This is a genomic window from Camelimonas fluminis, assembly GCF_014656355.1.
Taxonomy (GTDB): domain Bacteria; phylum Pseudomonadota; class Alphaproteobacteria; order Rhizobiales; family Beijerinckiaceae; genus Camelimonas; species Camelimonas fluminis.
Window position 1 is genome coordinate 106,712 of sequence record NZ_BNCG01000001.1, and the last position, 25,263, is coordinate 131,974.

Annotated in this window: 18 protein-coding genes; 10 read left to right on the forward strand and 8 right to left on the reverse strand. The window is 66.1% G+C overall.

Annotated elements, in window-relative coordinates:
- Positions 1-305 precede the first annotated feature (305 nt).
- The 8 genes from IE243_RS00515 (at position 306) to bcsN (ending at position 13,667) form a co-directional block, all read left to right on the forward strand.
- The gene (locus IE243_RS00515; protein WP_191317401.1) at positions 306-515 is read left to right on the forward strand and encodes a cold-shock protein; all 210 of its coding nucleotides are present in this window, start codon (positions 306-308) and stop codon (positions 513-515) included.
- 1,100 nt (positions 516-1,615) lie between these two features.
- Complete coding sequence (gene infA / locus IE243_RS00520) at positions 1,616-1,894, forward strand: translation initiation factor IF-1 (RefSeq protein WP_132001785.1); 279 nt, start codon at positions 1,616-1,618, stop codon at positions 1,892-1,894.
- A gap of 532 nt (positions 1,895-2,426) precedes the next feature.
- Complete coding sequence (gene bcsS, locus IE243_RS00525) at positions 2,427-3,227, forward strand: cellulose biosynthesis protein BcsS (RefSeq protein ID WP_191317402.1); 801 nt, start codon at positions 2,427-2,429, stop codon at positions 3,225-3,227.
- 166 nt (positions 3,228-3,393) lie between these two features.
- The gene (gene bcsA / locus IE243_RS00530) at positions 3,394-5,661 is read left to right on the forward strand and encodes a UDP-forming cellulose synthase catalytic subunit (RefSeq protein WP_191317403.1); all 2,268 of its coding nucleotides are present in this window, start codon (positions 3,394-3,396) and stop codon (positions 5,659-5,661) included.
- A 14-nt stretch (positions 5,662-5,675) separates the two neighbouring features.
- A complete protein-coding gene (locus tag IE243_RS00535; RefSeq protein WP_191317404.1) occupies positions 5,676-8,444 on the forward strand; it encodes a cellulose biosynthesis cyclic di-GMP-binding regulatory protein BcsB in 2,769 nt (922 codons plus the stop codon).
- Positions 8,441-9,664: a family 8 glycosyl hydrolase gene (locus tag IE243_RS00540; protein WP_244642557.1), complete on the forward strand. Its 1,224-nt coding sequence runs from the start codon at positions 8,441-8,443 to the stop codon at positions 9,662-9,664. The genes IE243_RS00535 and IE243_RS00540 overlap by 4 nt, the downstream gene beginning before the upstream one ends.
- Positions 9,661-11,874: a tetratricopeptide repeat protein gene (locus tag IE243_RS00545; protein WP_191317405.1), complete on the forward strand. Its 2,214-nt coding sequence runs from the start codon at positions 9,661-9,663 to the stop codon at positions 11,872-11,874. Before IE243_RS00540 ends, IE243_RS00545 begins: the two co-directional genes overlap by 4 nt.
- Positions 11,875-12,236: 362 nt before the next feature.
- Entirely contained in the window at positions 12,237-13,667 is a 1,431-nt protein-coding gene (gene bcsN / locus IE243_RS00550; protein WP_191317406.1) for a cellulose biosynthesis protein BcsN, read from the forward strand.
- Positions 13,668-13,969: 302 nt separating this feature from the next.
- Here bcsN and IE243_RS00555 read toward each other — a convergent pair whose 3' ends face one another.
- From IE243_RS00555 to IE243_RS00580, 6 genes are all read right to left on the reverse strand, one after another.
- Complete coding sequence (locus IE243_RS00555; protein WP_191317407.1) at positions 13,970-14,659, reverse strand: GntR family transcriptional regulator; 690 nt, start codon at positions 14,657-14,659, stop codon at positions 13,970-13,972.
- 346 nt (positions 14,660-15,005) lie between these two features.
- Positions 15,006-16,154, reverse strand: a complete 1,149-nt coding sequence (locus tag IE243_RS00560) for an acyl-CoA dehydrogenase family protein (RefSeq protein WP_191317408.1) — start codon at positions 16,152-16,154, stop codon at positions 15,006-15,008.
- A 106-nt stretch (positions 16,155-16,260) separates the two neighbouring features.
- Positions 16,261-16,881, reverse strand: a complete 621-nt coding sequence (locus IE243_RS00565) for a glutathione S-transferase family protein (RefSeq protein ID WP_191317409.1) — start codon at positions 16,879-16,881, stop codon at positions 16,261-16,263.
- A 36-nt stretch (positions 16,882-16,917) separates the two neighbouring features.
- Positions 16,918-17,538 (reverse strand): TetR/AcrR family transcriptional regulator, encoded by a 621-nt coding sequence (locus IE243_RS00570; protein ID WP_191317410.1) that lies wholly within the window; start codon positions 17,536-17,538, stop codon positions 16,918-16,920.
- Positions 17,535-20,636 (reverse strand): efflux RND transporter permease subunit, encoded by a 3,102-nt coding sequence (locus IE243_RS00575; RefSeq protein WP_191317411.1) that lies wholly within the window; start codon positions 20,634-20,636, stop codon positions 17,535-17,537. The genes IE243_RS00570 and IE243_RS00575 overlap by 4 nt, the downstream gene beginning before the upstream one ends.
- A gap of 9 nt (positions 20,637-20,645) precedes the next feature.
- On the reverse strand, positions 20,646-21,818 hold the full coding sequence (locus IE243_RS00580; protein ID WP_191317412.1) for an efflux RND transporter periplasmic adaptor subunit: 1,173 nt from the start codon (positions 21,816-21,818) through the stop codon (positions 20,646-20,648).
- Between the two features lie 222 nt (positions 21,819-22,040).
- Between IE243_RS00580 and IE243_RS00585 the strand changes: the two genes are divergently transcribed.
- Positions 22,041-22,700: a L,D-transpeptidase gene (locus IE243_RS00585; RefSeq protein ID WP_210319774.1), complete on the forward strand. Its 660-nt coding sequence runs from the start codon at positions 22,041-22,043 to the stop codon at positions 22,698-22,700.
- A gap of 192 nt (positions 22,701-22,892) precedes the next feature.
- Positions 22,893-23,555: an OmpA family protein gene (locus tag IE243_RS00590; RefSeq protein WP_244642561.1), complete on the forward strand. Its 663-nt coding sequence runs from the start codon at positions 22,893-22,895 to the stop codon at positions 23,553-23,555.
- A 201-nt stretch (positions 23,556-23,756) separates the two neighbouring features.
- On the opposite strand, the gene IE243_RS00595 is transcribed toward IE243_RS00590, so the two are convergent.
- A complete protein-coding gene (locus IE243_RS00595) occupies positions 23,757-24,296 on the reverse strand; it encodes a PaaI family thioesterase (protein ID WP_373301521.1) in 540 nt (179 codons plus the stop codon).
- A gap of 88 nt (positions 24,297-24,384) precedes the next feature.
- A complete protein-coding gene (locus tag IE243_RS00600) occupies positions 24,385-25,161 on the reverse strand; it encodes a short-chain dehydrogenase/reductase (RefSeq protein WP_191317414.1) in 777 nt (258 codons plus the stop codon).
- Positions 25,162-25,263: the final 102 nt, after the last annotated feature.

Sequence of the window (25,263 nt, forward strand, 5' to 3'; positions counted from 1 at the left end):
GGGCGCCGCCCGCAACAGGAGCAGCCCCATGTCCGGATTATGGTTTGGGCCATGGCGGACGCCAGGCCGTCAAGGGGGCGGCGCGCGCGGCGTGGCGATGTTGTTTTTCTGCTCCAAGTATAACTTAAGTTGTATTAGAAATAATTCTTGAGCCATGTGTTTTTAATTGATATTAAATTCGTGTCGTCAGCTGTGGCGGCGACGAAATGGCTACAAGATGCAGTGCGGGGCGATTTTCTTGGGTCGCGCTGGTGGCGACGCGATATGAAAGCTGTCGACTCGCATATGGATCGAAAGGACGATCAATGCAGACTGGCACCGTCAAGTGGTACAATGAGCAAAAGGGCTATGGCTTCATCCAGCCTGACGCGGGCGGAAAGGACGTGTTCGTGCATGCGACGGCGCTTGAGCGCGCGGGCATGCGCGGGTTGATGGAGGGGCAAAAGGTTGGTTTCGAGGTTGAGATCGATCGGCGCACGGGCAAGCAGGCCGCCGGAAGCCTCCAGCCCGCCTGAGCGTCTCCTGGCGGCGGTCGCGCCCACATTCATCATTGAGCGGCGCATTCCCTGATGCAGGTCTGCTGGTCGGTTTGAACGATTATTCAAATGTAGTGACCGTACATCTTGTTATTCGCGAGAATGCGGCTGACGCCAACACCCGATGGGCTTGCCTCATTGGGTTTTGGTGAGAGGGAACACAGTCGGCGCAATGTGTTTCCATTTTGGGAAATGCGTTGCGCTGATTGCGATTGCGACTTTGCAGGTCATGGATGCGTCAGCGTTTCGTGGTCCGGCATGAATAGGCTGAGCGGGCATGGGGCGAGCCCGGGTATGGCGGCGCGTCGCCGTCGTTGGGGCGTGGTCCGTCGCGCGGAGGCATGCGGGATCAGTGGGGCGTGGCTTGATGGCGTGTGTCTGGTCACAGGCGCGCTCCATTGGGCCGCCGCGTCCGTTCAATCGTCCGCGCCCGCCTGGTCGTAAATGTCAGTGACATTGCGCCTGCGCATGGCGAGCGGCGGGAACAGCTGGTTTCGCCGACGCAGTATTATTACCGCGACTTTCGCGTTGTTCTATCCGCGTTGTGCATCAAGGCCGCGTGGTTGCCGCTTCATGCGAAAAGGGGCGGCCCGACGGCCGGGCTTGCGATAGCGCGCGGCGGCTGGCGTATTCCGGAGCCGGGTCTGGCGGGGGCTGGGCCGTCGGCTCGTTCAGACGATGCGTGTTGGCGGACAGGTGCTGGCCCGAGATGGGTTTACAAGTAGCAAGGACATATGGAGCGGCGTTGCTGGCGCTGCTCGCTTCCGCTTGACGCTGCGTCCGGTCGCCGGCCGCCGTGCGTCACGCCGCCCCGCTGCGCCCGGTCGCTATTCTGCGCGCCTATCGTAAATATTTGATACTGCGGATTGCACAGGCACTTTATATTGTAGCCGATCTGCGCCATATAGGCGGGCAAGCAACCGGGCGTTTCTGTGCGCCCGCACCACGCGTCGGGCTGACGGCGCCGGGCTTTCGCCCGTCCCGCCGTCCATTGCGTTGACGCCTGCATGTGCTGTCAGGCTGTTTTCCGGGCGGATGCAGGGAGCGGGGATACCCCGTATGATGCGAGAAGAGACTGTATGGCCAAGGAAGAACTGATTGAATTTGATGGTCTCGTAACCGAGATCCTGCCGGACGCCCGTTTCCGCGTCCAGCTTGAGGGTGGTCATGAGGTGATCGCCTATACGGCGGGGCGCATGAAGCGCAACCGCATCAAGACGCTGGCTGGCGACCGGGTTACTGTTGAGATGTCGCCTTACGATCTGGACAAGGCCCGGCTGGTCTATCGCCACAAGGACGAGCGTCCTGGCGGCCCTGGCGGACGCCCTCCGCAGCGTGGCGGGTTCCGTCGCCGCTGATCATTCCGGGCGGGATTGCCGTCCGGACAGGACAAGATGCGCAGGCGATCCGTTCCGGGTCGCCTTTTTTGCTGTCCAGGCTTCGCCGCCGGGGACAGTCGGGGCTGCGGCGCCGTCCTTTCCCCAGCATGGGGCGCTTGCCGCCCTGTATTTGCGGTCCGAATGCGGGGAGGTTCGCCGGATCAGTGCGCGGCGGGAGATTTCTCTGGTCCGATCGCGGGGACTTTCCATCGGCCGTCCCGGGATGATTCGGGCAAACGGCTGCCCGGCGCGCGGTTCTGTGCGCGTCAGTTCTCCGGTCAATCCGGATTTTCGCAGTTTTGCCGAACGTCAGGCAGATCACGGGACTTCTGTCCTAGGGATAGTGATCGGCGTTTTTTGTTGAAACTGCTGACCTTTGGCTGAATGTCGATCACGAGACCGTGAAAATCCGCCTTAACCTTAACGGCCAGTTAACCAATCCCGGGCACCCATGGGGCGTGAGGATAGGTCTGGCGCGTTTCTGCCAGGCTCTCGGACGGGAAGCAGGCAGATGGCATCCGGCAAGGTCGATCACGCGCGTTGTCTTGTTCCTGCCGCCCGGCGCGCCATGCGCCTGGCCGGCGCGACGATTGCCCTGACGACCCTGGCGGGCGCCGCCGGGGCGGCGGACTGGACGTCCGGCTATGGCTCGGGCGCCAGCGCGCAACCGGCAGGCTCGATCATTGCCATCGACACCTCGGTCACAGCGACCACCAGCAATTCGATTTTCGCCAACACCTCGGTCACGGCCGCGTTGACAGGCGATCTGGACCAGACCTCCGGCTGGCGCGCCCGTGTGGAAGGGCAGGTCGGGTCGTTCGAGTATCGCAGCGGCGACGACGCAAAGATCATCGGCAACCAGCAGTCAGGCTCCGCCCTTGTTGGTTACGAATGGGCCGAGCCCGACGTTCACGTCGCCGCCTACATCGGTTTCAACTACCAGAACATCAAGCTGGATCCGGTCGATCCGAGCAATGGCACCCGTGGCCATGGCTATGGCCTTCGTGTGGTCGGCGAGCTGTACGCCAATCCGACGCCCTACACGATGGTGTCGGCATATGGTTCGTACTCGACCCACGCCAACGCCTATTACACCCGTTTCAAGGCGGGGTACGCCCTGTATGATCGCACGTTCATCGGCCCCGAGTTCTCGATGCTTGGCGACGACTTTTACAAGCAGTGGCGCATCGGCGCGCACCTGAGCGGCCTCACCTTTGGCCGTTTCCAGTTTGGCGTGTCGGGCGGATATGTCCGCGACAGCCGGCGCGGGCCTGGCGGTTATGTCCTTGTTGACTCGCGCGTGACCTTTTGACCGCGCTGACATGTCCTGATTGGCGCGACCGTTACGCCGTATGGACGGCAAGACGCAGACACCGCATTATGTCACTATCTACTGTTGCAATCTGCGGTAATCTGCTGCACTTCACATTTTCGTAATTCTCCGTGAGCCATCAATTGTGGCGGGAGGGGACAGGAAAATGGTTGCAGCGCTCAGATGGCTCGCCTGGATTGTTTTCGGCAGCGTCACCCTGGTCTTCCTGACCCTGCCCGTGGGCGTGCCGATCCAGCTCGTGCTGGGGCTCGCCGTCATCCTTGGCATGATCGCGGTCTGGCTGTTCATGACCGGGTTCCTGTCGCGTCAGATCTTTCTCGCCCTCGGCACGCTGCTGGTGATCCGCTATGCCTTCTGGCGCATCACGAACACGTTGCCGCCAGCTACGGATGCGCCGGGTTTCGCAGCGGGTCTGATCCTGCTGATGGGCGAGCTGTACTGCGTTTTCTTCCTCGCCATGACCCTGGTGATCAACGCAGATCCCCTGAAGCGCCCGCGCGCGCGCCGGCTCGCTGATAGCGAGGCGCCCAGCGTCGACGTTTTTGTGCCGTCCTATAACGAGGATCCGGCGATGCTGGCGCTGACCCTGTCGGCGGCGCGAGCCATGGATTACCCTGCCGACAAGCTCAACGTCTGGCTGCTGGATGACGGCGGCACCGACCAGAAGTGCGGCGACCGCGATCCGGAAAAGGCGCTGGCCGCCCGCCAGCGGCGCGCCACCCTGCAGACCCTGTGCGCCGAACTGGGCGTCCGCTATCTGACGCGTGAGCGCAACGAGCGCGCCAAGGCCGGCAACATGAACAACGGCCTGCAGCACTCGTCTGGCGATCTCATCCTTGTTCTCGACGCCGACCACGTGCCTTTCCGCGAGTTCCTGCAGGAAACAGTCGGCTATTTCGTCGAGGACCCCAAGCTGTTCCTGGTGCAGACGCCGCACGTGTTTCTCAACCCGGATCCGGTTGAGAAAAATTTGGGCACCTTCGGGCACATGCCGAGCGAGAACGAAATGTTCTACTCGGTCACCCAGCGCGGCCTCGACAAATGGAACGCCGCTTTTTTCTGCGGCTCGGCCGCCGTGCTGCGACGTGAGGCGCTGGAAACCGCCGGCGGCTTCCATGGCGTGACGATCACCGAGGATTGCGAGACGGCGTTCGAGTTGCATTCGCGCGGCTGGCATAGCGTCTACGTGGACAAGCCGATGGTGGCCGGCCTGCAGCCGGATACGTTCGTCTCGTTCGTCGGCCAGCGCACGCGCTGGTGCCAGGGCATGTTCCAGATCCTGATGCTGAAGAATCCGGCTTTCAAGCGCGGCCTGTCGTTCATGCAGCGGATTTCCTATCTGTCGAGCATGAGCTTCTGGTTCTTCCCGGTTCCACGCCTGATCTTCCTGTTCATCCCGCTGCTCTACATCTTCCTCGATCTGCGCATTTTCGTCGCCACGGTCGATGAGTCGATCGCCTTCACCTTCACCTACATGATCGCGTCGCTGATGCTGCAGAACTACCTGTATGGCCGGGTGCGCTGGCCATGGGTGTCGGAGATGTACGAGACGCTTCAGGGCATGTTCCTGGTGCGGGCGATTGGCGCGGTGCTGCTGAACCCGCGCAAGCCAAGCTTCAACGTGACAGCGAAGAACGACGTGTCCTTCGACGATCATCTCTCGGAGCTGGCGTGGCCGTTCTTTGTGCTGTTTGGCGTATTGTTGCTGGCCATGGCGGTCGTGACCTACCGCTTCTTCACCGAACCCGGCGTCTCGGCCGCGATGATCATCGTGGGACTGTGGAACGCACTGAATCTGATGATCGCCGGCGCCTGTCTGGGCGCGGTGGCCGAGCGTCGCACCGCGGCCCGCCAGCCGTCGCTGGATATCGAGCGGCGCGGCGTGCTGATGGTTGGCGGCCATAAAATCCCGGTGATGATCGACAATGTGTCGAGCGCCGATTGCGTGCTGCGCCTGATGGCGGAGGCGCCGCGCGATTTGCCGGCTGGCGATCTCCCCGGACGTCTGCTGATCCAGCCCGTGGGCGCCATGCCCGCCCGCGACAGCCTGCCGGTGATTTTCTCCCGGCAGAATCGCGAGGGCGAGCAGGGAGGATTGCTGACCCGGTTTGGCGCGCTGGAGCCGCGGCACTACGCCGTGCTGGCGGATCTGATGTACGGACAGCGCGAGGCCCTGTCGCGGTGGCTGGAAGGTCGCCGCAAGCATATGGACATTATCCGGGGCACCGCCCTGATGATGAAATGGGGCGTGACCGGTCCGTTTCGCGCCTTGAGCTATGCGTTGAAGCCGCGCCAGCAGTCAGCCGGCGCGGCGTCCGAGAGCGCCCCGCCGCCGGTTGCCCCGCGCGATGAGGGGCAGCGTTTGCAATCTGGCCTCGCGGCCGATCCTGCTTCTGTTCTGGCTGCGCGATGAGGGAGGCGGCGGAAGTGTTGAAGACGCGCCCGGCTTCTTTCCCGATGTGGCGGTTCCTGCGGCGGGCCATGCCTGTCATCGCCCTGACGGCGTTCCTGCCGCTGGCGACGGACCTGCGCGCCCAGGGGTTGCTGGACGCCGCCGCGCCCTTGCAATCAGGCTCCAGGGGCGGCGCGCAGCAGCCCCCTGCCCCGCCTCCCCCGCCGGAAGGGGCAGGGGGCGCGCAGCCCCGGCAGTTGCCGCAATCCCAGCTGCAGCCGGCGGCGCCCGCCGCCCAATCAGGCGGGTCGGCGGCGCCGAACCCCACGTTGCAGGGCAGGCGGGTGGTGTTTGGCGCTCCGCCAGGCGGTTTGCCCCAGCGCATCCGGTCATTCCTGCCGCGCGGCTCCGCAACGGATGACGGCCGTTCCGCGCCCAACGTCCAGAGCGCATCGGGTCAGGACGGGGAGTTCCTGCGGGAGGCCGGCGTGCAGTTGCGCCGCATGCCCGTTAACCTGCATGGCTACCGTTTGCGCGGCGAGATCGACGCGACCGAGTGGCCGGTCTACCTGACCGACAGCGACGCCCGTTCCCGCCTCCGGTTCCGCGTCAGCTATCTGACGGCCATTTCCGTGATGCCGGAAGCCTCGGTGCTGACCCTGGTCGTCAATGACGTGGTGCTCGGCCAGACCAACCTGCAGGCGCCCAGCGGCACGCGCTACGTGGTGTTCGACATACCGCCAGAGCTGATGCGCCCGGGCTGGAATTCAATTCGCCTGACCGCGGACATGCGTCATCGCGTCGACTGCTCGCTTGGCGCGACCTATGAATTGTGGACGCAGATCGATGCGGCCAACACCGGCCTGCTGGTGTCGGACGCGCCCAACCGTGTGCTCGACGCCCAGGACGTCGCGTCGCTGGCGCCAGACAGTTTTGGCGCCTTCCCGGTGCGTGCGGTGATCCCTGGCCGGACGACCATCGGCAATATGGACCAGGTCATGAAGGCGGTGCAGGGCGTGGCCCTGCGCGGCCGCTTCCTGCAGCCCGTGGTTGACATGGGGCCGGCGGCGCTGGGCGACGCCGGCATGAACCTTCTGGTTGGCGTTTACAAGGATATCGCGCGCCAGCCCGGCGTTGAAGGGCTTGGCGCGGTCACGGGGCCGCGGGTGGCGCTGCTGCCCGCAGGCGCCGGTCGCCGGCCGATGCTGGTCGTGACCGGTCAGAACGATCAGGACCTGGCCGAAGCGCTGGAAAGCCTGGCGAAGCCGGAGGAGGCGCGGGGCTCGCCATCCGGCCTGGCGGCGCTGGCGAATTACCGGGGTCTGCGCGTGCCGGGCGCCGGACGCATATCGCTGCGCCAGCTCAACATCCCCAGCGTCGAGTTCAACGGCCGTCTGTTCCGGGTTGCGTTTGATCTGGTGCTGCCGCCAGACTTCTACACCTCGGACTACGCCAAGGTGCGCCTGCGTCTCGATGGAGGCTACGTGGCGGGCCTTGGCCCGGAACCGCAAATCTCCATCAGCGTCAACGGCCGTGACGCCGCCACCACGGTGCTCGCGCGTCGTGATGGCGAGGTGTTCCGCAGCAACGAGATCCCGTTCCCGCTCGGCCGCCTGAAGCCCGGGTTCAACCGGGTGGAGATCCTGGCGCGCGTGCCGTCGCCGGCCGACAAAACCTGTGATCCGGTCGCCGCCATTGGCGCGCCCAAGCGGTTCCTGCTGCTTGACAGCAGCGAGCTGATCATTCCGACGCTGGCGCGCGTGGCGGATATGCCCAATCTGGCGCTGTACACGTCCGCCGCGTTTCCGCTGACGCTTGGGGAGCGCACGCAGCTCTTCCTGCCTTCGCCGGACAAGAGCGCCGTGGGCGCCGCCGCGACGCTCGCGGCGCAGATGGCGCTTGCCGCCGACATGGTGATCGATCTCGACGTCACGGTGACTCCGCCAGCTGACAGCAAGCGCTCCACCCTCGTTGTCGCGCCCGCGGGCGCGCTTTCAGACGCGACGCTCGCCGCTGTCGGCGTTGACGCCGCGGCGCTGAAATCCGCCTGGGCCAACCGGCAAAACCCGGCGGCCGTCGATCCGGCCGGGCCATCGACCTATGCGCAGCTGGCGCGTCAGCGCACGGCGCTGACCCGGAACCTGCCGGGCTATTGCATGATGCCGAAGGTCAGCGACGCGGGCGTTGTCACGCCGCGCCTGGAGGCTCAGGCGCCGCCGGGAGCCGGAAGAGCTGGACTGGATACGACCGCGCTGCCGGATCGCGACGTGCTGGCGCAATGGAACGAGAACATCTACGGCCGCACCAGCCTGCTCGCCCAGGTGCGGGGTCTGTTCAACAATATCGTTTCCCTCGGGGCCGGCATGGCCAGCGGCGCGAAATCGCTGGTGCAGGACGCCAGCGGCAAGACGCGACAGACAATTCAGGTGCCGCCTCCGACCTCTCTGGTGATGGCCCAGAGCGTGCTCACGGGTGGCTCCGCGGCGGCGCTGACGCTGGTGACCGCCCCCAATGGCGCGGACCTGTTCGACGCTACGGCCTGTCTGACCGATCCGCTGGTATGGTCCCAGGTCAGTGGCCAGAAGACGCTGCTCGACGCTGCTTCCGGCGAAGTGACAACCATCGCGCCGCGTGAAACGTACTTTATGCCCACCACCGTATTTTCAGTTGTGAATGCACGGCTGGTGGCCGCGAGCTGGCTGTCGCATAATCCGAGCGTCTATGTGGTGTCGTCCCTGCTCGTCGCCATATTCCTTGGCGGCGCGACCACATGGCTGTTGCGTAATATTGGACGGAAACAGTGAAGAGCATCGGCCCGCGGTCGCACCGCCTGAAAAGCCTGTTTCACGCCCTGCTCATTGGCGCCGGCGCTCTCGTCATGGCGTGCGACGGCGCGCAGGCCCAGACGCCGGGACAGCCGTTTCAGAGCCAGCAGCCGTCAGGTCAGGCTGTAAACGGCCAGACCGGAAACGCCCAGGCGGCGGCCGACCCGGAGTTGCGGCTGGATGCGCGGGTCATCCCGCTTGGCGGCGCTCTCAAGTCGCCCGAGATCTGGGCGGCCTTCAAGGCGCGTTTCGTCACGGATCAGGGGCGGGTGGTGGACACCGCCAATGGCATGATCAGCCATAGCGAGGGGCAGGGCTATGGCATGCTCGCCGCTGTCGCCGCCAATGACCGGGAAGGCTTTGAGCGGATCTGGGGCTGGACCCGCGCCAACCTCATGGTGCGTGACGACAAGCTGATCGCCTGGCGCTGGGACCCGGACAAGCGGCCGGGCGTCGGCGACATGAACAACGCCACCGACGGCGATATCCTCGTCGCGTGGGCGCTGGCCGAGGCGGGAGAGCTGTGGAACAACGTCGCTTACCGGGTTGAGGGGCGGCGCATCGCGGTCGAGGTTGGCCGCAAGACGGTGCTGTTCAAGACCCGGTGGGGCGCCCTGCTGTTGCCCTCGATTTTCGGTTTCGGCGCGGAACAGCGGCCTGATGGCCCGGTGGTCAATGTGTCCTACTGGGTGTTCCCGGCGTTCCCGCGCCTCTACCTGGTTGCGCCGGAGATCGACTGGGCGGGCCTGAGCCGGTCGGGTATGGAGCTTCTCGCCAAGGGGCGGTTTGGCCCGGCGCAACTGCCGACGGAATGGATGTCGGCGAGGAGCGCGACCCTCAAGCCGGCTGAGGGTTTCCCCCAGAACTTTGGCTACAACGCCATTCGCATTCCGCTTTACATGGCCTGGGCCGGCCTGGGCGACCGGGCGGACTACGCGCCGTTTGTGAAATTGTGGTCGCCAGGCGGCAAGGGCACCGGGGTGGTGGACGCCAGAAGCGGACGCGCCCAGGGAATGAATGAAAGCGGGTATGCGTCGATCGCGGCGGTAACGCTGTGCGCCGTCAACGGCACGCCCGCTTCGGAAGATTTCCTCCGCCCGCGCGCCAATGAAAATTACTATCCGGCCATTTTGCATCTGATGTCCGTGATCGCCATGCAGATGCGTTATCCGAATTGTCTGCGGGGGGGCGGGCGATGAGGCGTGAGCGGCGCGAGAATCATGGTGCGGGGGCGGGGCGGGTGATTGCCCGGCGGCGCGGTGGTCGCGCCATTCTGCTGGCGGCTTCCGGACTGGCTCTGCTAACGGGTCTGGGTGGTCTGGCCGCCCAGGCGCAGCAACCTTCCCTTGAGCCGCTCGCCAGACCGTCTGGCCAGGGCGCCGGCCAGGGCGTGATCGACGCCGGCCAGGGCATGATCCAGCTCGACGGGTCGCAGCCCGGCGGCCAGATCGCGCCTGCGCCAGCGGTGAACGGCGGGCGACCGCTCACGGAGAAAGCGGCGGACGGACGGCCCGTGGCGCGCCCTGGCGTGCAACCCGATCTTTCGGCCCTGCGGTATTACGTTCTCAGCCGCCAGAAAGAGCGGGCCGACGCCGAGCTGCGCCGCATCCAGCGGCTGTACCCCGGCTGGACCCCACCGCCAGAGGTCTATGACGCGGCGGAGAACACCTCCGGCGACGAGGAGCCTTTCTGGGCGTTGTTCGCGGCTGATCGCCTGGACGAGCTGAAGGCGGCGATTGAATCGCGCCGCAAAAGTGAGCCGGGCTGGCAGCCGTCGCGCGATCTGCGCAACAAGATCGCCCGCAAGATGCTTCGCATGGAGATCGAGAAGGCGTCGCGCGAAGGACGTGAGAAGCTGGTGCTGGCGGCGCTGCGGGATTCCGGGCTTAACGAGCGTGACCTCGAACTGGATCTGCTGTGGCTGGTTGCGGCGGCGGAGGCGCGCTCCGGCCAGCCGGAGAAAGCTCTGGACGCCTACAAGCTGATCCTGTCGACGAACAACAATTCGCAGGAGCGAATCGCGACGGTGCAGAAGGCGATGGCGGTTTTGCCCATGAACGACGTGGACCAGCTCGTCGCCATGGCGCGCCAGGTCAATGGCGCCAGCGAACTGGAGCCGATCGCCATCGACATCATCCGCGCGCGGATCAGCGCCTTCCTCAAGGAAGAACGGACGCAGCCGGTGGATCCGGCCGAATTGCGCCGTTTCGAGGAGTACGCCAACAGCGTTGACGACGGGGCCCAGGCGGCGCTTGTCGCATGGTATTTCTATAACCAGAAGGACTACCGGCAGGCGTTCGACTGGTTCAAAACCAGCATCAGCAAGGGCGGTGACGCCATGGTCGCCCATGGTCTGGCGCTGACGCTGGTCAATCTGACCATGTACAGGGAGGCGGAGGAGGTCGCCTATGCCTGGCGCAATTCGCTGATCAACAACATGATCCTGTATGTCGACATTCTCGAGCGGGATCTGACCAAGACCATTCCGCCCTATATCGAGCCGGAGCGCCTGGCGCGCTATGGTCAGGTGGCGATGCAGATCACCTCCGGCGAGGCGGCTCAGGGGCTGGCCTGGTACGCCTACAACTCATGCCAGTATGACGTGGCGCTCCAGTGGTTTTCGCGGGCGATGGCCTGGTATCCCAAGGAGGCGACCGCTTACGGCTACGCCCTGGCGCTCGATCGCATGAAAGACCGGCAGACCCTGGCCGATGTCATCAACCGCTACGACGGGCTGTTCTACAAGGTGGTCGAGCTGGTGTTTCCCGATGGAACCATCAAGCCGCCGACGCCCTGTGACCTGCAGGAGCGGCAGCAGGCGGAGCAGCGACGCGGGAAGAACCGTCGCAAGGCCGCAGTGGAGGACGTCGCCGCCCCCCAGGCGCAGGACGGCGTGAACTACCTTGGCCAGAACTACCCCCAGCAGATCGCCCGGATGCAGGGTGGAGGCGCAGCGGAAAACCAGGGGCTCGCGGGTTCCGGTTTGCGCGGCTCCGTGCCGCGCGTTCCCGCGCCCGACTCGACGCAGGGCGGCGTGGACCTGCGTGGTCAGCCATTGCAGGGCGCGCCGGCGCAGCCAAAACTGACGGCGAAGGAGTTCCCGATCAGCGTCAATCCGGCCAATCCGTTGCGCTATGCCGGCGTGGGCGCCGGCGCTGTTGTCGGGGCGCCATATGCGCCTGTGACGACGGGCTATCTGGTGGAGCCGGTGAAGGGACCGTGGCCGCTCGTGGCCCGTCGGGTGCCTGGCGTCGGTCCGATGCCTTACGAGCGTTACGGATTTTCACTGCTGCCGGCGTGGAACGGGCTGACGACGGCAACCGAGCCAACCCACGCCACCCAGCCGGCGCCTGCAGGCACGTTGTGGGCCGAACAGCGGCACGCGGACCAGTACATCGGTGGCCGCTAGAGCATGACCGGGAAGAGTGGGCCCCACTGGAACTGGTCACATCAAGCGACAGGCAAACTCTGTTTCGATCTGAGCAGATTTTGCTCCAGATCGTAGCAAAGTAGATACCAGTTTGGGCTAGAGCGCTTTCCGACCAGACGGAATCGTCTGGTCGATCAGAATTCGCTCAAAACAAGGGAAACTGGAGCAATCCCCGATCCATGTAGATCGGGAATTGCTCCAGGAAAGCGCATCAAACCCGGGAGACGGGGCGCAACGCCGCATCCGTATGAACGGAGCCTGCTCCAGTTTTTGTGGATGTGTCCAGGTTCCCTTTTGTGGTGAGATGGCGCCTTGCCCGTTGCTGTTCTGGACGGTCGTTGATGGAGTTGCTGGTGGATATGCCGTTCAGGGACCAGGCGTGGAACCGGGCGCGGATGAGCGTGACATCGACCCGCTTCCGGGCCGCTGCCGGCGCCGTCATGCTGGTTCTGGCCAACGCCAGCGCCTACGCCATGCCTGCCTCAGCAGCGCTTGCTTCATTGCCGCCTTCGGCCGGGCGCGTTATGGCGGTTGAGGAAAGTGACGCCGGGTCGGGGATGCGTCAGCGCATTGTCCTGTCGGGCGGGCATATGGGCGCCAATACGCTTGAGATCGTGCTCGGCCGGGACGCTGTTGCGCCATCCGCAACGCAACTCGAGGCCGAACTCGCCAGCCGCTTCCCCGGGGTCGCCATGACGCCGCTGCCAGGGCGGATGCTGAAGAGCCGCTATGGGGCCATGCACGTCTCCATCGGCGCGCCTGCCGACGGCGGGCGCTGTCTTTTTGCCTGGCAGTCGATCCGCGATTTCCCGGGGGACGCCGGGACCCTGAAGGGCGTGACGCCGGCGGTGGTTCGCATCCGCCTGTGCAGCGCCAGGGCGACCTTGGACCAACTGGCGGAGATGAGCGAGCAGCTGATGCTCACGGCGCCCGCAACTCCGGCGTTGGCCCGGGGGGTGGAAACGGCGGGACTGAAACTGTCGCCGATTGAACAGGCGCCGGCGGATGAAACGCCGCGCATACAGCTTGCCCAGGCGTCGGGGCGGCGGCAGTCCCGGGGCGGGGCCATTCTGGACCCGTCGCGCGGAAACCCTGGCGGGTTGATCGGCCTGCTGCGCGGCTACAGCCGCACGGATCCGATTGGCAGCACGCGGCGGTCCGGACGCGCCCGCTCCGCGCCAGCGCAGGAGACCCGTTTCGGGTACCGGCCACTGCTCGGCAATGATGATCTTCAGCCGCAATCCGGCTTGCTGGGGCGCTGGAATGGTCACAGCGAACCCCGCCGCGTCCAGTCGCCGCGTCCGCGTCGCTACGTAGAGCCGCCTGCGCCGCGCCAGGCCGCGCCGCGTCGCCCCGCCAGAACGATGTCGGCGCCGCCCCGGCGGAGGGCCGCGCCGGCGGCGCAACCGCAGCCAGAGACCGTCCGGCCGCAACGACGTCAGATTGAACAGCAGCCGTCGACGCCCAACGTTCCGGCCCCGCCGCAAGGCTACCAGACGCCGGGAGGCGCGCGTTATCTCGGGCCAGCTCCTGGCGCAGCGCCGGTCCAGACGACGCCATCAGTGGCGCCGCCGGCGGGTCAGGGCGGGGGAACGCTGGTTCCGCAGGTCCCGCGTCCGGCCCAGGATGGCCCGGCGCCTGCTACCGCCGCGCCGCTGCCGCGTCCCGCGGCCAACCCTGGCTCCCAGCCTGGTCCAATGGGTGGGCAGCCGGTCGGGCGCGGGCTTGATCCATCGCTGCCCGGGCGCGCCTATCGCGGGCCTGGGGGCTGACCCAGAACGCGAAGGGCATGGCCCTTTGCGTCCTGGTGGGGCTTGGGCGGCGCAACGCAGCCCCTGCACGGATTTGCCCACACTGATTTGCGTTTTGCCGTCGCGGCGGCGTCAGCAGCTTCGCGACCTGGCATGAGATTGCGCCCAATTGCTGAACGGGAGCGCATGGCGACGGGCCAGGCCAGGCCAAGCCAAGTAAAGCCAGGCCAAGCTATGGCGTCTGGCGACGGCGAAGCCCTGGCGGCCGCCCGGACGCGGCGGCGTCCGCATGTCTGAAACGTCCTGGCGTGTCCTGTGTCGCCCTATCCCGCGTTGACCTTGTGCTCGTCCAGATAAGCGACGATCCGCTCGACGCTGGCGCGGATATCGAGGGTCAGCGCCTTGCGCGCGGCTTCCGGGTCGCGTTGGCGCAACGCCGCGATGATCATCAGGTGGGCGTGGCGCTGTCGGGGCGCGCGGGGCGGATAATCGCGAAAGGCGTTCATCGTCGGCCCACTTTGCAGCCAGAGGTTCTCCACCATGTGGTGCAGCACCGGCATGGCTGCGATCGCGCAGAGCGCCTGATGGAAGCGCTCGTTCACCGCCATGAGCTCCTCCGCCTTGCCCTGCTCGTGGGCGACGCAAAGGGCTTCGTGGATGTCTTCCAGGGCGGTGATGTCCTCCGGGGTCGCCAGTTGCGCGGCGCGGGCGGCGGCCTCGCCTTCCAGCAGCACGCGCACGTCGCTGATATGGCGGTAGCGTTCCGCATCCATGATGGGCACGCGCACCGAACGGCGGTCGACCTGAAACAGGGCGTGCTCGGAGACCAGACGACCCAGCGCCTCGCGGATGGGCGTGGCGCTGATGCCCAGTTCCTCGCTGACCTCTTTCAGCTTGATTTTCTGGCCTGGCTTGTACCGCCCCGCCATCAGTTGCCTGCGAAAATGCCGGTAGGCCTGCAAGGCAAGACTTTCGGTGCGGACGCCTCCCTGGTGATTGGTTTCTGTTTCCATTCCCGCGCTTGTTCTTTGTTTTATGTATATTTTATATGAGATGCAGATTTTGCGCCCGGGTTCAAGAGCGTTGGCGCGGTTTTCCGATTGATTGAACAGGAAGACAGGGTGTTCCGGCGGAGCCGCAGCGTTTTCCCGCTGCGTCTGATGACAAAACAAAACGCCCGGATGATGACATCCGGGCGTCTGGTAGCGAAAGTGGAGGCAGCGACAAGATTTTGTCGCCGCGCGGCCCAGAGTTTTCCCGCGGCGGGTTATTGGCCCGGCCGCGAACGTTGCTTCCGGACAAATGCCAAAGCGCTCGCCAATGTCAGACCCGCCCGTATTGAACCGGGTCTGGCGGGGCTCAGAGCGAACGTGAGATGACCAGCTTCATGATCTCGTTGGTGCCGCCATAGATGCGCTGGATGCGCGCGTCGATATAGCGGCGGCTGATCTCGTATTCCTGCATATAACCATAACCGCCGTGCAGCTGCAGGCATTCGTCGGCCGTCTGGCTCTGCTTGTCGGTGATCCAGTACTTGGCCATGGAGGCGGTCACCGTGTCGAGGTCGCCGACGATCAGGCGCTCGATGCAGTGATCGATGAAGACGCGGGCGATGGTCGCCTCGGTCTTGCGCTCGGCCAGTTTGAAGGCGGTGTTCTGGAAGTCCAGCAACTGCTTGCCGAACGCCTTGCGTTCCTTGACATAGTCGACGGTGATGTCGACCGAGCGCTCGATGGCGGCGACGGCCTGGATGGAGAGGCTGACGCGCTCCTGCGGCAGCTGCTGCATGAGCTGGACGAAACCTTCGCCCTCCTTGGGGCCGAGCAGGTTGGCGACGGGCACGCGCACGTCGTCGAAGAACAGCTCCGACGTGTCGGAAGCCTGCAGGCCGATCTTGTCGAGGTTGCGGCCGCGACGGAAACCGGGCAGATCCTCAGCCTCGACGACGATCAGCGAGGTGCCCTTCGCGCCCTGGGTCGGATCGGTCTTGCAGACGCAGACGATGATGTCGGCGAGCTGACCGTTGGTGATGAAGGTCTTGGCGCCGTTGATGACATAGTGGTCGCCGTCGCGGCGGGCGGTGGTGCGCACGCCCTGGAGGTCGGAGCCGGCGCCCGGCTCGGTCATGGCGATGGCGGCGACCTTCTCACCGCGCGCCAGCGGCGGCAGCCACTTCTTCTTCTGCTCATGCGTGCCATACGCATTGATGTAGTGGGCGGAGATCACCGAATGCACGCTGACGCCGGTGGCCATTTCCGGCAGCCAGGTCTCCAGCTCCTGCATCACCGCCGCGTCCCAGGCGAAGGAAAGGCCGAGGCCGCCGTACTCTTCAGGAATCGAGCAGAGCAGGGCGCCCATCTCGCCAAGGCCGCGCCAGGCCGAGCGGTCGACCATCTTCTCTTCGCGCCAGCGCATCGCGTGCGGCGCAAGCTCGGTCTGCAGATAACGGCGGAACTGCTCGCTGAAGCTGGCGATGTCGTCGGTCATCCAGCTGGAACGGTATGCCATGGGACTCTCCAATCAATGATTTGCGCCGTCAATGCTTGATCCTGGCCGGTATCGCAAGAGGCGGCGGAGACGCATCCGGCGCGGGAGGGTCCGATGCGGTGAAACCTCAGGTCAGCGGCGTCATGACCGCGGTGCGATAGGCTGGACGCGCGCGCAGCCGCGCATACCAGGCGGCCAGATGCGGCAGGTCCGGCCGGGCGATCGGCATCGAAAACCATGCGTAAGCGATGCAGCCGAGCGGAATGTCGCCAATGCCCAGGGCTTCGCCCGAGAGAAACGGCTTTTCCGCCAAGGCCGCGTCCGGGATGGCGAGGAGACGCGAGCAGGCGTCGAGGCCAGCCGCCAGCGCCGCCCCGTCGCGTTCTTCCGGCGTGCGGCGCACCATGTTCCAGAATACGTCGCGGAACGGTTCGGCGAGATTGGCGGTGGTCCAGTCCATCCATTTGTCGGCGCTGGCCCATGCGGCGAGATCCGTCGGGGCAAACGGTTCAGAGCCGTAACGCCGCGCCAGGTAGCGGACGATGACATTTGACTCCCACAGGGTCAGCGTCCCGTCCTGCAGGCAGGGGATGCGGCCGTTGGGATTGAGCGCCCGGTACTCCGGCGTGTCGACAACGCCAAAGGCGCCGCCGGCGTCCCGCCGTTCGAAGGTCAGGCCGAGTTCCCCGGCGCACCACAGGGTCTTGCGGACATTGGTCGAATTGGCTCGGCCCCAGATCACCATCATCGCGACGTCTCCCGGCGCAGCGCGCCAAACAACACATCAGCGCGCGCGCAACGCGCCAATCAGAAAATCGGCCATTTGATCCAGCTCTGGTCCGTGCGCGAATGGCTCGTCGATCAGCAGGGGATGGCAGAAACGCAGCCAGCCGACCATGATGCAGGCGCTGGCCGTGGCCGGACTGTCGGTGAAGAAGGCGCCCTCGGCGACGCCGTCGCGGATGATCTGTTCAGTCATCAGCCGCACCCGCTCGACATGGTCGTCGATGGCCGCCCAACGTTCGTTGACGGCCACCGCCACCATGTCGCGGATGCGGGAATCACCAACGAAATAGCGCATGCTCAGCTGGTGGTTGGCTTCCAGCAGGGCGCGCAGGCGCTGCTCCGCGGTCCCGTCGACGCGGACCGCCGCCTCAAGGCCACGCTCCACCACGTCGAGCAGGTTGATGGCCACCGCCTCGAAGATGGCGCGCTTCGATTCGTAGAAGCGATAGACATTGGCCGGGCTCATGCCGAGGGCCCGGGCGATGTCCGCCACGGCGGTCTTCTGGTAGCCGTATTCGCGAAACAGCCGCTCGGCGGTTTCCAGCACGCGCAGCCGGGCGGCGGCGTGGCTGTCGGTCGCGGGCGCGACCGGGACGGGTTGGCGATCGTTCCGCATCATGTATTCGGGGCCTCCGTCATGGCTCCGTTATTGGCCCCGGCAGGCTGCGTGTCCAGGGATTTGCGGAAGCTCAGGGCATAGAGCGCCGGCAGGAACAGCAGCGTCAGGAAGGTGGCGACGAACAGGCCGCCCATGATCGTCGTCGCCATCGGCCCCCAGAATGCCGAACGCGACAGCGGGATCATGGCGAGGATGGCCGCCAGCGCCGTGAGCACCACAGGCCGGGCGCGGCGCACCGTGGCCTCGATGATGCCCTGGCGCCGGGTCGCGCCATGGGCGACGTCGGTCTCGATCTGATCCACCAGGATCACCGTGTTGCGCATGATCATGCCGGCCAGCGCGATGAGGCCGAGCAGCGCCACGAAGCCGAACGGCTGCCGGAACAGCAACAGGCCGAGCGTGGCGCCGATGATGCCCAGCGGCGCGGTCATGAAGGTCAGCGCCAGGCGCGAGAAGCTCTGCAACTGCACCATCAGCAGGGTGAGCATGATGATGACCATCAACGGCAGCAGACCAACCAGCGAGGCGTTGCCCTTCTGCGATTCCTCAATGGCGCCGCCCATCTCGATGCGGTAGGCCGGCGGCATGGCGTCGCTGATCGCCTTCAGTTGCGGCCAGATCTGCATGGTCACGTCCGGAGCCTGGACGCCGTCGACGATGTCGGCGCGCACGGTCATCACCATGTCGCGGTTGCGCCGCCACATGATCGGCTCCTCATGCAGATATTCCAGCCGGGCGACCTGGGCGAGCGGCACGGAGGCGCCGCCGCGGGTCATCACCGAGAGGTCGGCGATCTTGCCGAGATCGAGACGCTCCGAGGGGAGGGTGCGGGCCACCACGTCGACCTTCTCGACGCCATCGCGCACCGTGGTGACGGTCACGCCGGAGAGCAGCGTCTGCAGCGACTGCGACAGATCCTGCGGCGTCAGGCCGAGGGCGCGGGCGCGTTCCTGATCCACCACCAGCCGCACCGAGGGGCTCTGCTCGTTCCAGTCCAGATGCGGATCGATTACATTGCGGTTGGCGCGCATGACGTCGCGCACCTGATTGGCGTAGTCGCGCACCTTGCCGGTATCCGGGCCAATGACGCGAAACTGCACGGGGAAGCCGACGGGGGGGCCGAAGTTGAAGCGGTCGACGCGCACCCGGGCCTGGGCGAGGGCGCCGTCGGCAATCGCCTTGTCGAGCCGCGCCTTGACGCGCTCGCGCTCCTCCACCCCTTTGGTCAGGATGACGATTTCCGCGAAAGCTTCGTTCGGGAGCTGCGGGTTGAGGCCCAGCCAGAAGCGCGGGCTGCCCTGGCCGACATAGGTGGTGTAAGTGGCGATGTCCCTGTCGTTGTGCAGCAGCTTTTCCGCCTGCTGCGCCGTCGCCGTGGTGGCGCCCATGCCGGTGCCCTCCGGCATGCGCATCTGCAGGAACAGCTCCGGACGCTCCGACAGCGGGAAGAACTGCTGCTCCACCCTGGTGAAGCCGACAAGGGCGAGCACGAACACGCCGGCCGTGGCGGCGACGACGACCAGACGGTGGTTGACGCACCAGGTGATCACGGCGCGCAGGCCGCGATAGAGCCGCGTCTGGTAGATGGCGTTGGGGTCGTGGTGGCCCTTGCTCATCTGCGGCAGCAGCTTCACGCCGAGATAGGGCGTGAAGATCACCGCCACGAACCATGAGGCGACGAGGGCGATCGCCACCACCCAGAAAATGCCGCCGGCGTATTCGCCCGTGGCCGAATTGTTGAAGCCGATCGGCAGGAAGCCGGCGGCGGTGACCAGCGTGCCGGTGAGCATCGGAAAGGCGGTGGAGGTCCAGGCAAAAGCCGCCGCCTCCATCCGGTTCACGCCCTGCTCCATCTTCACCACCATCATCTCGATGGCGATGATGGCGTCGTCGACCAGCAGGCCGAGCGCGATGATCAGCGCGCCGAGCGTGATGCGGTGCAGGTCCAGCCCCATGGCGGCCATGACGATGAAGACGATGGCCAGCACCAGCGGCACCGACAGGGCGACGACGATGCCGGTGCGCCAGCCAAGCGACACAAAGCTGACCAGCAGCACGATGCCCAGCGCTTCGATGAACGAACGCACGAACTCGCCGACGGCGTGGTCGACCACCAGCGGCTGGTCGGCCACCTGGGTCAGGGACACGCCCTGGGGTGCCGCGGCCATGAACAGATCCTTGGCGGCGTTCACGTTCTTGCCGAAGTCGAGGATGTTGCCGCCGCGCGCCATAACCACGCCGATGCCGATGGCGGGTTTGTCCTCCTGACGGATGACATAGTCCGGCGGGTCCTTGAAACCGCGCGTCACAGTGGCGATGTCGCCGAGGCGGAAGACGCGGCCGTTGGCCTCCACCGGCGTCTCTTCCACCGCCCGGGCCCCGTCGAGCGCGCCGGTGACGCGCAGCGGCACGCGCTGGGCGTTGGTTTCGACCACGCCGGCGGGAACCACGGCGTTCTGGCGGGCCAGGCTGTCGAACAGCGACTGCACCGGAATGCCGAGCGTGGCGAGGCGGGCGTGCGAGAACTCGACGAAGATCTTCTCGTCCTGGGTTCCGTACAGATTGACCTTGGTGACGTCGGGCACGCGCAGCAGGGCCTGGCGCAGGCCTTCCGCCACCTTCTTCATCTGGGCGTAGTCGGCGCCGTCGCCGGTCATCATGTAAAGGATCGAGTCGACGTCGCCGTATTCGTCGTTGAAATTCGGCCCGATCAGGCCAGAGGGCAGCGACGGTTTCAGGTCGCTCATCTTCTTGCGCAACTGGTAGAACAGCTGCTGCACGTCCTTCGGCGGGGTGGTGTCGCGGAACGCCACCTGCATGGCCGTGAACGACGGCTTCACATAGGTGATGACCTTGTCGAAATACGGCAGCTCCTGCAGCTTCTTCTCAATCGGATCGGCCACCTGCTCCTGCATCTCGCGCGCGGTGGCGCCCGGCCAGATCGCCGTGACGATCACCACCTTGATGGTGAAGGAAGGGTCCTCGGCGCGGCCGAGCCGCAGATAGGAGATGAGGCCGCCGGCGCTGACGGCGATAATGAGGAACAGGATCAGGGCCGGATGGCGGACGGCCCAGGCGGAGAGGTTGAAACCCTTCATCGCGACGCCTCAGAAGCTCAGGCTGTCGACGACGCGGACTTTCCGCGCCGGGTCGATGCTGTGGACGCCCATGGCGATCACTCTGTCGCCCTCGTTGACGCCGCCGGCGATGATCACGTCGTGGCTGTCGTAGGCCTTGACCTTCACCGGCGTCAGCGCGACGGAGCCGTCCGGCTTGACCACATAGACGGCGGGACCCGCGTTCTGGTTGAACAGCGCGGCCAAAGGCAGACGGGCGACGCGGTCGGAATGCGCCGCCTTGACCGACAGGGTTCCGGTCATGCCGATCTGCACGTCATTGTCGGCGTCGGGCAGCGAGAACCTGGCCTGATAGGTGCGGGTGACGGTGTCGGCCGAAGGCGACAACTCGCGCAGGCTGGCCTTGAACGTCTTGTCGGGACGCGCCCACAGGGTCAGCGTCGCCTCGCCTTTGCGGATGCGCTCCAGCATGATTTCGGGCGCCGCGACGATCGCCTCCTTCTCGCCGCTGCGGGCGATGCGGATGGCCGGCTGGCCGGCGGCCACCACCTGGCCTGGCTCGATCAGGGTCGCCGTCACCACGCCGTCGGCGTCGGCCTTCAGGCGGGCGTAGGAGATGCTGTTGCGGGTCAGTTCGACGGCGCGCCCGGCGCGGGCGATGCGGCCGCGCGCTTCTTCCGCCGCGGCGCGGCTGTTGTCGACGGCGACCTGGGTTGACCAGCCCTGCTGGCGCAGGTCGGCGGCCCGCTTTTCAGCGGCGGTGGCCTGGGCGAGGGCGCCGGTGGCGGCGCGCAGCTCGGCCTCCGCCTGCTCGGCCTGGAGCTTCAGGTCGACGTCGTCGAGCACCGCGAGGGTGTCGCCGGCGCGGACGCCCTGGCCCACTTCCACGGCGCGACGGGCGACCTTGCCGCCAACGCGAAAACCGTGATCGCTCTCAACGCGCGGGCGGATGGTGGCGACGAGGGTCCGGGCCGGATCTTCCTCGCCATAGCGCACTGTCGCCACCAGCACAGGCCGGTCCGCGCTGGTCTTCGCCGGCGTCTTGTCGTTGCAGGCGCTGAGGGCGGTCAGGCCCGCAAGGGCGATTGCCGGAACAAAGCCGCCGCGCCATCGGCCGCCCCGGAAAACGCCCTTGTGGCTCGCTGGCGCATCGCCGGAACCGGGAACGCGGATTGATCGCACAAAACTGGACAGACGGGTCATGCGGGGTCTCATCAGGCGGCCGCAGCGCGGGCTTTTGCAACAGGTGTAACTGACGAATGATGAATGTCAACTTTCGTCAGTCGAAAGGTATTCAGTCCTGCCAAAGCCTTTTGTCTTAACGCTCCATCGCCTTGGTTAGCGCAAAATTTACCATTCACCGCCACTGTGCCCAGGTAGCCGAAAACCGTGCTGAAAAGCCGGGCTGAACACCGGGGGCGGAGCGTGGGGGACATCAGCCGCAGAGGCGTCGTCAGAGGAATTGCGGCGGCGGTCATCGCCAGCGCCGCCGGGCCAGCGCTGGCGCGACCCCAGGATAGCGCGCGCTATTTCGCCGGCATGGCGACCGATCGCGGCCAGAGCTACCGACGCACCAATTTCAACGTGATCGATCCGCGTTGGCGCCGCCAGCTCGTCCAGTATTATTCGGACGAGCCGCAGGGCACGGTTGTGGTCGACACGCGCCACCACTTTCTCTACGTGATTTTTGAGAACCGGACGGCGCTGCGTTATGGCGTCAGCGTCGGCAAGGAAGGTTTCCAATGGTTCGGCCGGGCCCAGATTGACCGCAAGGCGATCTGGCCGCCGTGGTCGCCGCCCGCCGACATGCTGAAGCGTCGGCCCAACCTGCCGCGTTTCATGCCTGGCGGCCCCGACAATCCGCTGGGCCCACGCGCGCTGTATCTGTATCGCGACGGCCAGGACACCGGCTACCGGCTGCACGGCACGACGGAGCCGTGGTCGATCGGCGCCGACGCCTCCAGCGGCTGCATCCGCATGTTCCCCGAGGACGTCATCGATCTGTACCAGCGCTGTCCGCAGGGCACGCGCGTGCTGGTGCTCCGGCACATCGCGGCCCGCGCCGGCAATACGGCCTCCAGGTGACGTGTATCCAGGTGACATGCCTCCAGGTGACATGCATCCGGCGTGGCTGGAGCGTTTTCGGTGAAAACCAGTTCACGGAAAATGCTCCATCGCTTTGAACCAACGCGTTTCCTCACGCGAGGCGGCGTCCGGCCCGCTGGGAAAAGTTCCGGCGTCGGCCCTGATCCGCTTCCTGTCTTGCAGGCCATCTCCATGACCATGATCCGATCCGGCGCCGCCACCATGATCGCGGGAGTCGCCCTGGCGATGATGTTGGGCGGTTGCGCCGCCGAACGCTTCAACTTCGCCAGCCTGACCGGGAAGCAGCAGGCCGCGCCAGTGGCGCAGGGTGGTGCTCCCGCTCCCACGTCCGCTCCTGCGATGGCGCAGCCGGTCGCCACACAGCCAGCGCCGCCGAAGGCCACGCCCGCCGTTTGGGCGCCGCCAGCGACGCCGACGGGCAAGGTCACCGACGCGCCGGTCGGCGCCGGCGTCAATGTCCAGCCAGGCGGCAATGAAGATTTCATCGTCAATGTGGGCCGCCGAGTCTTCTTCACGGAAGGATCGGCGCAACTCACCAACATCGCCCGCGACACCCTGGACAATCAGGCGGCCTGGCTGAAGCGCTTTCCGAAATGGAACGCCAAGATCCAGGGATTCGCCGATGATCCGGGCACGGACGCAAGCAACATGACTCTCGGCCAGCAGCGGGCGGAGGTCGTGATGGTTTATCTGGTGTCGAAGGGCGTGGCTGCGGGCCGGCTGCGGGCCAAATCCTATGGCCGCGAGAAGCAGCGCATCGTCCGCGCCTGCACCGACGCCTCCTGCACCGCCCAGAACCGGCGGGTTATCACCAATCTGGAGGCGGCGCGTTGAAGCGCCTTCAGCCGAAACGACGTCGTTCCGGCTGAAGGGAGCGGTTCAATTCAATGAGACAGGGCGAAACTCCGTTTCAGGGCGAACGGATTTTCACTCTGGAAGCGCCGGGCCACGGCATTGCTGACGCATCGGCAAGCACATGCGCGGGCGACGCCGCATCCCGGCGGGCCGGCATGCGCGCGCGTTTGCGATCCGGTTTCAGTCCACGCCCTGGTCGGGATCGCGCGGGGTCGGGATGGCGGCTTTCGGCTTCAGCTTCTTGATGACGCCCGAGTAGTTGAGGATGACGCGCTCGCCCACCTTCAGCACGCCGCGCACGAACAGCACCGAGCCGCCGGCCTTCAGAACCTCGCCGGTGGCCTCGACAATTTCGCCGACATAAGCGGCGCCGATGAACTCGCTGTTCAGCGACACGGTGACCGAGGGGCCGCCGCGCAGGTGGTCGAGGGCGAACATGAAGATGGCGTGGTCGGCGAAGGTCACCAGACAGCCGCCGTGCGCGACGTCGATGCCGTTAAGGTGGCGCTTCTCGATCTGGAAGGCGCACCGCACCGCGCCGTCGGGATCACGGCGGTGGTAGAACGGGCCAGAGCGGGTGTCGAAGGTGTCGCGGTCCGGCCGTCGCCAGCCGGCCCATTCGCCGGTTTCGATGAGGACGGAGCGGGCGTTGCTTTTCGGCGCGTCGCTTTGGGGCGGGGCGCCTGGGGGAAGAGCGCCTGGGGAGACGTCGGTCGTCAAGGGGAAGTCCTTCGCGGTCGGGCGCATCCTCCGGCGCGGCGATGACCGCAATGCCGGGAATGGGCGGGAATTTGCGCGCGGCGGGCGCTCAGGAGGCGTTTGCGAGGCCGCCGTCGATGGTGAGAATCGCACCCGTTGTATAAGCCGAGCGGTCGCTGGCGAGAAAGGCCGTGGCGGCGGCGATTTCTTCCGGAGCGCCAGGGCGGCCGAACGGCATGTCCGCCGTCAGCTCGCGCCAGCGCCCGGCGTCGCCGAACTGGCGCTCCGCATGGGCGCGCAGCCGGGTTTCCATGCGATCCGTGGCGATGGGGCCTGGATTGATCCCGACGACGCGGACGCCGTCGCGGTGGCTGGCGCCGCCGAGGGCGCGGGTGAAGGCCATCAGCGAGGCGTTGCCGGCGGCGCCGGTGATGTAGTGGGCGTCAAGCCGCTCGCCGCCCATGCCAATGATATTGACGATGACGCCGGCCCGCCGCGCCGCCATGCGGGCGTAGAAGGCGCGGGTCAGGCCGATGAAGCCAAATACCTTCAGGTCCCAGGCTTCGCGCCAGCGCTGCTGGTCGACCTCCTGCAGGGTTCCCTGTGGAATCGCTCCGGCGTTGTTGACCAGAATGTCGGCGTCGCAATGGGCGTCGGCCAGCACCGCCGCGCTGGCGTCGCGGGCGATGTCGGCGGCGAGAATGGCGATGTCCGCGCCCGGCGTTTCGGCGAGGATCGCTGATCTGGCCGCTTCCAGCCGGGTTTCGTCCCGGGACGCGAGGACAAGCCGACAGCCTTCCGCCGCCAGTTGCCGGGCGATGGCGAGGCCGATGCCTTTGGAGGCGCCGGTGACCAGCGCCTTGCGTCCTGTCAGATGAAGATCCATGGCCTGTCTCCTGTGGCCGGGCCGGCCCCCGTCACGCCGATTCGCGCGGACCCCAGACCAACGCGCCCGGCGGCCACGCCGCCATGGGGCCCGGCGGCGCGC

What these genes read in the sequence shown, in the direction of transcription:
- IE243_RS00580 (WP_191317412.1), bottom strand. Translation starts at nt 21,818, where the DNA reads ATGACCCGTCTGTCCAGTTTTGTGCGATCAATCCGCGTTCCCGGTTCC.
- IE243_RS00570 (WP_191317410.1), bottom strand. Translation starts at nt 17,538, where the DNA reads ATGATGCGGAACGATCGCCAACCCGTCCCGGTCGCGCCCGCGACCGAC.
- bcsS (WP_191317402.1), top strand. Translation starts at nt 2,427, where the DNA reads ATGGCATCCGGCAAGGTCGATCACGCGCGTTGTCTTGTTCCTGCCGCC.
- IE243_RS00515 (WP_191317401.1), top strand. Translation starts at nt 306, where the DNA reads ATGCAGACTGGCACCGTCAAGTGGTACAATGAGCAAAAGGGCTATGGC.
- IE243_RS00600 (WP_191317414.1), bottom strand. Translation starts at nt 25,161, where the DNA reads ATGGATCTTCATCTGACAGGACGCAAGGCGCTGGTCACCGGCGCCTCC.
- IE243_RS00560 (WP_191317408.1), bottom strand. Translation starts at nt 16,154, where the DNA reads ATGGCATACCGTTCCAGCTGGATGACCGACGACATCGCCAGCTTCAGC.
- IE243_RS00565 (WP_191317409.1), bottom strand. Translation starts at nt 16,881, where the DNA reads ATGATGGTGATCTGGGGCCGAGCCAATTCGACCAATGTCCGCAAGACC.
- bcsA (WP_191317403.1), top strand. Translation starts at nt 3,394, where the DNA reads ATGGTTGCAGCGCTCAGATGGCTCGCCTGGATTGTTTTCGGCAGCGTC.
- bcsN (WP_191317406.1), top strand. Translation starts at nt 12,237, where the DNA reads ATGGAGTTGCTGGTGGATATGCCGTTCAGGGACCAGGCGTGGAACCGG.
- IE243_RS00590 (WP_244642561.1), top strand. Translation starts at nt 22,893, where the DNA reads ATGACCATGATCCGATCCGGCGCCGCCACCATGATCGCGGGAGTCGCC.
- IE243_RS00575 (WP_191317411.1), bottom strand. Translation starts at nt 20,636, where the DNA reads ATGAAGGGTTTCAACCTCTCCGCCTGGGCCGTCCGCCATCCGGCCCTG.
- IE243_RS00545 (WP_191317405.1), top strand. Translation starts at nt 9,661, where the DNA reads ATGAGGCGTGAGCGGCGCGAGAATCATGGTGCGGGGGCGGGGCGGGTG.
- infA (WP_132001785.1), top strand. Translation starts at nt 1,616, where the DNA reads ATGGCCAAGGAAGAACTGATTGAATTTGATGGTCTCGTAACCGAGATC.
- IE243_RS00555 (WP_191317407.1), bottom strand. Translation starts at nt 14,659, where the DNA reads ATGGAAACAGAAACCAATCACCAGGGAGGCGTCCGCACCGAAAGTCTT.